We start from the raw sequence: 9148 nt of genomic DNA on the forward strand, positions 1-9148 counted from the left end.
GCGGGTTGGTGAGGCACGCCCCATCGGGGCTGGGCCGGCACCCGTCGGCCCTGGACTTCCAGGAAATGGAGACACACATGGCAGCGCAGAAGGAAGACCTGCTGATCGGCGTCGAGAGCCTGATCAAGGTCCAGGACCGCTTCACCGCTGCGGCGGCAGAGTCGGACTCCACCGGCACCTCCGCGGGCGACGACGGCGAGAACCGCGACGGCCTGAACCTCCCGCAGGAGTAGCACCACCAGCACGCCACAGCACCAATCGGGGGCTCGTCAACCAGGCGGGCCCCCGGCCCTGACGCCCATGACGCAGACCGGAGGAACACATGGACCACCACTTCGTCACCGCGATGGAGAAAGCCCTCGGCTGGGACGGACCCCGGGAACTCGGAGCCGCTTTTGCCCGGGGAACGATCGAGGATCTTGATCTGCTCGATCGCCTGCTCAACCCCAAGAAGCTGCTGGACCTGGTGATGCGCCGCAGCGTCACCACCCCCCAGTTCCGCATCTTCCAGGACGGCGCCGAACTGCACCCCGGCCGCTACATCCACCCCTCCGTCACTCGGCGGGGACAAGCCATCCCGATGGCCGACATGAACCGTGTCGGCGCGCTGATGCGCGAGGGCTGCACCATGGTTCTGGACGAGGTCGATTTCTTCGACCCGGCCATGGAAGCCACCTGCCGCGCGCTCCAGTGGTGGGCCCGTGAACTGGTGCAGGTGAACGCCTACCTGACCACCCAGGACGCCAGCGGCTTCAAGCTCCACTGGGACGACCACGACGTCGTGATCGTCCAGCTCGCCGGCCGCAAGAGCTGGGAAGTCCGCGATGCCTCGCGCAAGGCTCCGATGTACCGCGACTCCGCCCCCAACTCCGAGCCCAGCGACGAGATCGTGTGGCAGGGCGTCATGGAGCCCGGCGACGTGATGCACATCCCCCGCGGCTTCTGGCACCAGGCCACCCGGGACGACCAGGGCGACGGCTACAGCCTGCACGCCACCTTCGGCATCGTGAAGCGCGTCGGCGTGAACTGGCTGGCCTGGCTCGCCGACCAAGCCCGCACACAGGAGCTGTTCCGGTACGACCTGGACCGCTGGAACTCCCCTGGCCAGTGGGAGGGGCAGCAGCGGCTCCTGGCCGACGCCGTTGCCCAGATGGCTACGAAGCTGACCCCGCAGGACTTCTTCGATGCCCGGGAGCGGGAACGCCTGGCGGCCCGGCATGTCCCGGCCACCGGCCTGTTCGGAAAGCCCGCGGCCGTCGTGTGCGTTACCGACTTCGAGCCCGTGATCGAGCAGCACGCCGACACTGTGGACGTCCTCGCGGCAGGCAAGAAGGTCTCCTTCTCCGGAAAGGCGTACCCCGCGCTCGCCCTGCTCCTGAGCGGCCACCCCGTCGACATCGCCGACGCCGCCGAGAAGACCGGCCTGGACGTGGAACAGCTCGCCCAGATCCTGCTGAAGGAGGAACTGTGCACGGAGCTGACCCCCGCCTTGTCCTCGGCTTACACCGGTCTCGTCACCACCGCGACATCCTGACGGCCGCACTCGACCTCGGCGTCACCTCCCTGGACACCGCGGCTGCCTACCTCGGCTTCCGCTCGCACGCGGTGCTGGCCGAGACGGCTGCTGATCTGCTGCCGAAGTTCACCCTCTCCACGAAGGTGGGCTTCTTCCCGGGCGCCAGAGGTGCTGAGCACTCCCTCGATCCAAGTCGGCTGCGCCTGGCCATTGAGAAGGCGACCCAGGAACTCGGCAGAGAACCTGACACCGTGCTCCTCCACAACCCCGAACGGAGCCTCACGAGCCTATCCCCGGCCGATGGCCACGCCCTCCTCGGCAGCGCCTGCACCGCCCTGGTCGACGCGGCCCGCGAGGGCCTGTGCCGCACATGGGGTGTGTCTTCCTGGGACACCCGGCCGCTCGGCATGGTCGGGGTGGACGACCTGCCGTCTCCGGACGTCCTCATGGTCCGGGCCGGGTTCCTCGTGGGCATCGACCTCCTCGACACCACGGCCGTCTTACGCAGCGTCTGGCAGGCGGGCGAGACCTGGGGCATGAGCCCCTTCGGGGGTGGCAACGGGAAGGTCTGGGAGGACTTCGACCCTCGCCCCTTCCTTCGACCGCCCCACGATGACTTGTCCCACGAGCAGGCAGCATTCCGTACGGCGTTCCACCTGCCGAGTGCGGCCGCAGTGGCCGCCGGCACCGACAACCCCGGTCACCTGGCCGAGCTGCTCCATGCCCTCGGCGCCGAGGTGGACACCACCGCCGTCAGTCAGTACCTGCGCGCCCTGCATGGGCACCGTCAGAGCTGAAGCTCAGCCACCAGGCGCTCGGCCTCCTTGCGGGCCGGCACCAGCAGCGGATCCTCCTCGTACGCGTGGGGTCCGACGATCTTCGACAGGAAGAACAGCGACATCAGCTTGCCGTCCCGGCTCTCCAAGTCCGCACGCCGCTCCTGGTGGACGCGGTCCGCGAGCGCCGGGACGGCCAGCGCGTTGCCCCACAGCGTTGCGGCGTCCAGGCCCCGGGGCGCCATGCCCCAGTCCTCCCAGTCGATGACGGAGAATTCCGGTCCCATCACGTTGGCCCAGGTCAAATCCGCATGAGCCGGCGTCCACCGTTCGATCCGCGTATCGGCAACGCCGGGGAAGACCTCGCCGACTGTCTGCGTCACCTGCTCCTGGGTAATCGTTACCGTGTCCGGCGTCGCGACTCGCGGCGTCAGCTGGTCCGCGAGCGCGTCCAGCGAGGCGTTCAGTGCTGCCCACCAGGCATCCGGTAGGCCCGGGTCTTCGAGCACCAGGGCGCCTTTGGCGACAGACGGCGACGCAAGCAGTTCCAGCTCATCCGCACGCCACATCACCGGTTCGCCCGGCTCGCGCCACACCACGCCCTGGTACCACTCGGGCATCGCGACCCCTTGCAGAACGGCAGCGGCTTCGGTCCCGTTCCAGCCCTGCGGGCCGATCCGCTCGAATCCCCGCCGCTCGATACGCACCCACGTCCCCCGGTCCGTACGGCCGCCCAAGGAGCGCCGTTTGCGTACCAGCTCTTGCCGCTCCAATCGCACATGCAGGGCCTTCTCCACACGCCCCAATACGCCTTCGACCGACTCACGGCGTAGATCCACTCGGGCAGCGACGGGCGGGGAAACAGTCATCACGACCTCCTCGGCGAACAGACGACCGTAACAGGAGAGGGCCCGCCTACACGACCTGCTCGTCAATGGCTCATCGCAGCAACTCCACTATCGGAGCAGTCGATCGAGGTCTTACACGACGTACCTACCGAACAGATCGCCCACGCCGAAATGCTCCAGGCCGTGGGCCGTGGCTGGTACGTCGAGCTGGCCCCGCTCGTGCGCCGACGTGCGGAGGACCTGACAGGGTCCATTCTCCAGCCCCGTCCCCCGCGCATTCGGCCGCCTGATCAGCGCCTCCCCTACGAGCCCCAGCGCGCCCATCCGGGTGGGGCTCGTAGGCGTCAACACCCCTTCCCTCTGCGGCATTTGATGACGACTGCCGCACCTGAGCATCACGGTCAGCCGGAGCGGCTTTGGCCGGTGTCCTGTTCGGGTTGGGGTCGGGCATGTTCAGGAAACCGTACGCTGGCCGGCAACTCGGGCAGGCTTTGGGCCTGACCGCAATGAGCACGAGTGGCCCCCTCCCGCCGGTCTTCGTACCTCTGATCCGCGACCGCATCGGGGGTTCGGCACCGCCGAGGACGGCCGATTCTTCCGCGCGGCCCAGCTCCCGACGTCGAGCTCCACGTACACCCCGGTACCGACCCGCGCGCCGGTGCCGACGGCGATCCCAACGGTGGCGCCGCCGACTACCGTGCGGCCGATGGTGCAGCAGGCAGAGCGGGCGAAGAGCAGGCCCCGGCCGCATGGTCGGGAGGCTACTGGAGGGCGGATTCGTCGCAGCGGGAGACCCAGGAGGTGAAGGACTCCGACGGGGACGTGCGGTCCGACAGGTAGGCGCGGGTGAGGCGTTCCACGTAGTCCGGGAGGTCCGCCGCCGTGGTCTTGAGACCGCGGAGCTTCTTGCCGAAGCCGCCCTCCTGGTCCGCGGCCAGGGATAGGCTGCCGCCCAGGTGGACCTGGAAGCCCTCCACCTGGCGGCCGTCCTCGTCCGCCACCAGCTGGCCCTTGAGGCCGATGTCCGCGACCTGGGTGCGGGCGCAGGAGTTGGGGCAGCCGTTCACGTTGATCGTGAGGCCCGCGCCGACGTCCTCGCCGGCCAGGCGCTTTTCGAGTTCTGAGATCAGGGTCGCCGCTCGTTCCTTCGTCTCCACGATCGCCAGCTTGCAGTACTCGATCCCCGTGCACGCCATCGTGTTGCGCCGCCACGGCGAGGGCCGGGCCTGGAGGCCGATGCCGGCGAGGCCCGTGACCAGCGGTTCCGGGTCGGCCACGTCCAGGACCAGGAGCTTCTGGTACGGGGTCAGGCGGACCCTGCCGCTGCCGTGCGCTTCGGCGAGGTCGGCCAGGGCCGCGAGCTTCGTGCCGGAGAGGCGTCCCGCCACCGGTGCGGCGCCCACGTACCACCGGCCGTCCCGCTGGGGGTGTACGCCGATGTGGTCGATCGGGGCCGGGGGGAGCGAGGGGGCCGGGCCGTCGAGGAGGGGCCGGCCCAGGTACTCCTCCTCCAGCACCCGGCGGAACTTCTCCACGCCCCAGTCCGCGATCAGGAACTTCAGCCGCGCCCGCCCCCGCAGCCGCCGGTAGCCGTAGTCGCGGAACAGCCGCGCCACCGCCACCCACACGTCGGGGACGTCGTCGAGCGGCACCCACACGCCCACGTGCCGCGCGAGGACCGGCACCGTCGACAGGCCGCCGCCCACCCACATGCCGAAGCCCGGCCCGTGCTCGGGATGGACCGCGCCGAGGAACGCCAGGTCGTTGATCTCGTACGGGACGTCCGGCAGCCACGACACCGCCGACTTGTACTTGCGCGGCAGGTTGGAGAGGGAGGGGTCACCGATGTAGCGCGCGGCGATCTCCCGCACGGCCGGGGTCGCGTCCAGCAGCTCGTCCGCGCCCACCCCCGCCACCGGGCTGCCCACGATGACGCGCGGGCAGTCCCCGCACGCCTCCGTCGTCGACAGGCCGACCTCCTCCAGCCGCCGCCAGATCGCCGGGACGTCCTCGATCCGCACCCAGTGCAGCTGGATGTTCTGCCGGTCGGTGACGTCCGCGGTGTTGCGGGCGAAGCGCATCGAGACGTCGGCGATCGCCCGCAGCTGGGCCGCGTCCAGGGTGCCGCCGTCGCTGCGCACCCGCATCATGAAGTGCTCGTCCTCCAGCTCCTCCGGGGCGAGCGAGCCCGTCTTCCCGCCGTCGATCCCGGGCTTGCGCTGGGTGTACAGCCCCCACCAGCGCATCCGGCCGCGCAGGTCGTCGGGGTCGATGCTTGCGAAGCCCTCGCGGGAGTAGACCCGCTCGATGCGCTCCCGCACCAGCAGCGGGTCCTCGACCGCCTTGAACTCCTCGTTGGCGTTGAGCGGCTCCCGCTCGCCCAGTGCCCACTGTCCCTCGGGGCGCTGGGCGGCGGCGGGACGCGCGGATCTGGCGGTCCGGACCGGCGGCGCGGCGACTGTCTCCGTCAATGTCCTGCTCCTTGTCGGGTGGTGCCGGAAAATCCGGGCCGAACCGTGTCGGCGTCAGACGCCAGGCGTCAGGCGTCAGGCGTCAGATGTCAGGCGTCGGGCGTCAGACGCCAGGCGTCAGACGTCCGCGTCAGACGTCACGTGGTGCCGAGGCCCGCGACCGGGACGATCATTCCGCTGGGCAGCCAGCTCGTGGCCCCCGCGTGGTGGTGTCCGCCGCCCGCGGCGGGCCCGCCGCTGCCCGGTACGTACAGCACGGCCGCGGCGTACAGCTTCGCGGGCGCCGGTCCCGCCGTGCCGCGTGCCGTGCGCCAGGCCTCGTACCCGGCGGCGGTCGGCACCTCGCCGGGCAGCCGGGCACCGAGCGCCGCGACGTACTCCACCGCGGCCGGGCTGTTCGGCGCGTACCGCAGCGGGATCAGCTGGCCCGCGCTCGGCGAGAGCAGCGGCGCCGTCAGCAGCCACGGCGCCAGGTAGGTGCCCTCGGCGGTGCTGCGGCCCGCCTCGACGTCGCGTACGGCGGTGTCCGCGGCCGTCCAGCCGGAGGTCACCACCAGCGGCTGCCGGGTCGCGTCCGGCCCGCCCACGGAGATCCCCGCGCGGGCCGCGGCCCCGCGCACCTCGGCGGCGGCGGCCCGCCCGCGCGGCGAGTCGTCCTCGACCAGCGCCAGCGAACGCGCCCCGCGCCCGGCGAGGAAGCCCACGGTCTCCCGCAGCGCCGCCGCGTCCGCCTGCGTCAGGGCGTCGGACGGACAGGCCGCCGGCGGCTTCGCGCTGCCCCCGAGCACCGCCCCGGCGGCCGCACTCGCGCACTCCGGCCCGTCGGCACCGCTCAGCCCCGCCGGGGCCGCCTTCCCGCCGGCGCGGCCCGTGTCCACCGCCAGCGGGGCGAGCGACCCGCCGGCGGAGACCCACACCCGCCCGGGCCCGGCGGGCAGTTCGACCGGCACCCACGTCAGCGCCGAGCCGGGCCGCCGCCCGCCCCGCACCAGCCGCTCCCGGTCCGTTCCGGCCGAGGCTTCGGGGGCGGCGACGCCCACCAGGTTGTAGCCCGGCCGGTTCGGCACCACCAGCACCGGCACCTGCTCGCCGCCCAGCCCCAGCGAGCCCAGCAGCGGCCCCGCCGACACCCGCCGCGCCCCGCCCTCCGGCAGCGACGGCCCGCCCCAGGTACCGGCGAGGGCCGCGCACGCCACCGCCGCGGCGAAGTACGCCGTGGCGGTCGTGCGGCGGGCGAGCAGCCGCGTGCGCAGCAGCAGCACCGCGCCCAGCGCCAGGGCGGCGGTCAGGACGACCGCCGCCAGGAGGACCGCGTTCACCGTCGGACGACGCTGTCGCTGACCACGAACAGGACGCCGTGCGGCTGCGCGTCGCCGAAGTCGCCGTGCGGCCACGACGCCCGGTTGAAGCCGACGCACGGCTTGCCGGTGTGCTCGTCGCGGAAGGACCGGTCGAGGCTGACCTTGCCGCGACGGTCGAGGTCGAACATGCACACCCGGTGGTCGCCGCCGCCGCCGAAGGAGCCGGCGACGAAGTAGTTGGCCACCGCGATCCGGCCGACCTGGGTCGTCTCCCGGTAGACGCCGTCCGCGCCGCGCTTGAAGTTGTCCATGGCGCCCCAGTGCGGGCCGCCCGAGCTGACGTCGCGGATCGGGACGGTGCTCACCAGCTCCGGGCAGTCGCGCTCGTGCCCGCCCCGGCTGACCTCGCTCAGCTCGTCGACCGAGCACTTCGCGCCGGTTCCGGCGGCGAGCAGCTTCTGGATGTCCAGGACGTAGATCATGCCCGTGGTCTCGTCCAGCGGCTTGCCGTACGGCACCGACTGGCCCATCACCGTGTGGAAGAGGAAGCGGTCGTCGGGGCTGACGGCCAGCCAGCTGCCGTTGTCGCCGCTGCCGGTGACCGTCTTGTCGCGCTGGAAGGCCCGGTAGGCGGTGGTGTCGTCGAAGACCTCCTTCCACTGCGGGTCGGGTGCGGTGATGTCCGGGGTGTAGAAGACCGCCCCGCCCGCCATCGAGGAGACGAACGCGCCCTTGTGCCCGGGCCGGTTGGTCATCGCGGTCTCCATGACCACCCGCGACTCGCGGAAGAAGGCCCGCTGCTCCTGCGCCCCGCGCGGCCCGTCGGCGACCTTGGACACCGACTTCAGCGTGGGGTTGTCGCGGTCGGTGATGTCGAAGACGCGGACCGTCTGGCGGGCCAGGTTCTCCTTCAGCGCCGAGTCGGGCGTCATGAAGTTGCGGGCCTCGGCGAAGTCGCTCGCCACCATGATGTTCAGGTCCTCGCGGACCGCCACCCCGTGCGGGTTGGCGCAGGTCGCCGCCGGCAGCGCGGGGACGTTGCCGCACTGGGCCGGGTCCTCGCCCGCCGCGGTGGCGGCCGGGATCTCCGCGAGGGTCCTGCCGTCCTTGCCGATCCGGACGATCTCGCCGGGCGATCCGGCGGCCCCGTTGCCGACCCGCACCTCACCGTTGGTGTAGGTGCAGGGGCCGGTCACGTTCGGGCCGCCCATGTACGTGCCGTACGCGGTCCCGTCGCTCAGCACCTGGTAGGCGTCGGGCAGGGTCCCGCAGGGGGTGTCGGCGGTGGTGTTGACCCCGGCGATCGTCAGCGCGGGCAGGGCCTTCGCGTCGAAGACGAACGTGGTGTCGCTCATGATGCCGCCGGCGTAGATCCGGTCGCCCTTGTGCCACACGTACTGCATGTGGTGCGGCTCGTTGCCGTTGTTCGGGCCCACGGTGACCGTGTTGGCGACCTTCCCGTACGTGGGGGAGCCCGGGGTGGCGTCGATGACGGTCAGGAAGTCGGGGGCCGGCTGTTTGGCCGGCCCGGACCAGACGAGCATCCACTGCCGGCCGGGCCCGCGGGAGGCGTCCACCAGGTGGTTGGTCGCCGTGTACGTGACGCCGTCGCTGCCCTGGAAGCTGGAGGTCCAGGTCTCCGGCGTACCGGCTGCGGCGGGACCCGCCGCGGTGAGCATGGAGGCGGTGAGTCCCACCGCCGACAGACAGAGTGCGAGGCGGCGTATCAGCCTTCCTCGGCGCAGACCTTGCAGGCTCATTTTCTCCGCGTGCCCTCTCCGGGGTAACGGCCGGAAAAAAAGCGGACCGGCCGGTCGACGGGAATTTCCAAGCGATTTTCGGCTCACTATGGCACAAGGGCGCTGGCGGTCCGCTGATAGGAGCCTTACCGCACCCTGACGCCGCGTCCGGAGGGACTGGACAGGAAATCGACAAAACCCCTGAAGTGCGCGTAACTACTGGTGGTGGCGTAGGGTGGCGAATTCTCGCCGAAAATGCCCGCGATCAGCGCACCGTCAGTGCTTTATGTGTCGGCATTGCTAATCTCGGCACAGAAAATTTCCTGCCCGTTCGCCGCGTTCCCCATTCGAAGGAGCCGCCGGATGACGACGACTCAAGTGCACGGAAATATGAGAGGACTCGCCGAGCGGGCGGGCCGGGACCTGGAGGACGCTTCCGCCCTGGAGATCCTGCGGTGGGCGGTGGGGACGTTCGGGGCCAGGTTCTGTGTGACGTC

General features: G+C 71.2%; 7 protein-coding genes and 1 pseudogene. 4 read left to right on the forward strand and 4 right to left on the reverse strand.

The genetic code is table 11. From position 1 onward, the window contains the following. Positions 1-77: 77 nt before the first annotated feature. The 3 genes from ACFY7H_RS29305 to ACFY7H_RS29315 all read left to right on the forward strand — a co-directional run bounded on the left by ACFY7H_RS29305 (position 78) and on the right by ACFY7H_RS29315 (position 2313). Positions 78-233, forward strand: coding sequence for a hypothetical protein (locus tag ACFY7H_RS29305; RefSeq protein WP_157853303.1), 156 nt, complete (start codon positions 78-80; stop codon positions 231-233). A gap of 89 nt (positions 234-322) precedes the next feature. Next, entirely contained in the window at positions 323-1534 is a 1212-nt protein-coding gene (locus tag ACFY7H_RS29310; protein WP_388944059.1) for a JmjC domain-containing protein, read from the forward strand. After that, complete coding sequence (locus ACFY7H_RS29315) at positions 1468-2313, forward strand: aldo/keto reductase (RefSeq protein ID WP_388944062.1); 846 nt, start codon at positions 1468-1470, stop codon at positions 2311-2313. The genes ACFY7H_RS29310 and ACFY7H_RS29315 overlap by 67 nt, the downstream gene beginning before the upstream one ends. On the opposite strand, the gene ACFY7H_RS29320 is transcribed toward ACFY7H_RS29315, so the two are convergent. From ACFY7H_RS29320 to ACFY7H_RS29335, 4 genes are all read right to left on the reverse strand, one after another. After that, the gene (locus tag ACFY7H_RS29320) at positions 2304-3161 is read right to left on the reverse strand and encodes a hypothetical protein (protein ID WP_388944066.1); all 858 of its coding nucleotides are present in this window, start codon (positions 3159-3161) and stop codon (positions 2304-2306) included. The two genes, ACFY7H_RS29315 and ACFY7H_RS29320, sit on opposite strands and share 10 nt — an antisense overlap. Positions 3162-3901: 740 nt before the next feature. Next, positions 3902-5611: a nitrite/sulfite reductase gene (locus ACFY7H_RS29325; protein WP_388944069.1), complete on the reverse strand. Its 1710-nt coding sequence runs from the start codon at positions 5609-5611 to the stop codon at positions 3902-3904. 137 nt (positions 5612-5748) lie between these two features. Then, the gene (locus ACFY7H_RS29330; RefSeq protein WP_388944072.1) at positions 5749-6930 is read right to left on the reverse strand and encodes a hypothetical protein; all 1182 of its coding nucleotides are present in this window, start codon (positions 6928-6930) and stop codon (positions 5749-5751) included. Next, complete coding sequence (locus tag ACFY7H_RS29335; RefSeq protein ID WP_388944075.1) at positions 6927-8672, reverse strand: hypothetical protein; 1746 nt, start codon at positions 8670-8672, stop codon at positions 6927-6929. The genes ACFY7H_RS29330 and ACFY7H_RS29335 overlap by 4 nt, the downstream gene beginning before the upstream one ends. A gap of 342 nt (positions 8673-9014) precedes the next feature. Between ACFY7H_RS29335 and ACFY7H_RS29340 the strand changes: the two are divergent. Beyond that, positions 9015-9148 (forward strand): annotated as a pseudogene (locus ACFY7H_RS29340) (phosphoadenylyl-sulfate reductase); the annotation flags it as partial.

Source organism: Streptomyces sp. NPDC012794 (assembly GCF_042901085.1).
Taxonomy (GTDB): Bacteria; Actinomycetota; Actinomycetes; order Streptomycetales; family Streptomycetaceae; genus Streptomyces.

What these genes read in the sequence shown, in the direction of transcription:
- ACFY7H_RS29305 (WP_157853303.1), top strand. Translation starts at nt 78, where the DNA reads ATGGCAGCGCAGAAGGAAGACCTGCTGATCGGCGTCGAGAGCCTGATC.
- ACFY7H_RS29310 (WP_388944059.1), top strand. Translation starts at nt 323, where the DNA reads ATGGACCACCACTTCGTCACCGCGATGGAGAAAGCCCTCGGCTGGGAC.
- ACFY7H_RS29320 (WP_388944066.1), bottom strand. Translation starts at nt 3,161, where the DNA reads ATGACTGTTTCCCCGCCCGTCGCTGCCCGAGTGGATCTACGCCGTGAG.
- ACFY7H_RS29335 (WP_388944075.1), bottom strand. Translation starts at nt 8,672, where the DNA reads ATGAGCCTGCAAGGTCTGCGCCGAGGAAGGCTGATACGCCGCCTCGCA.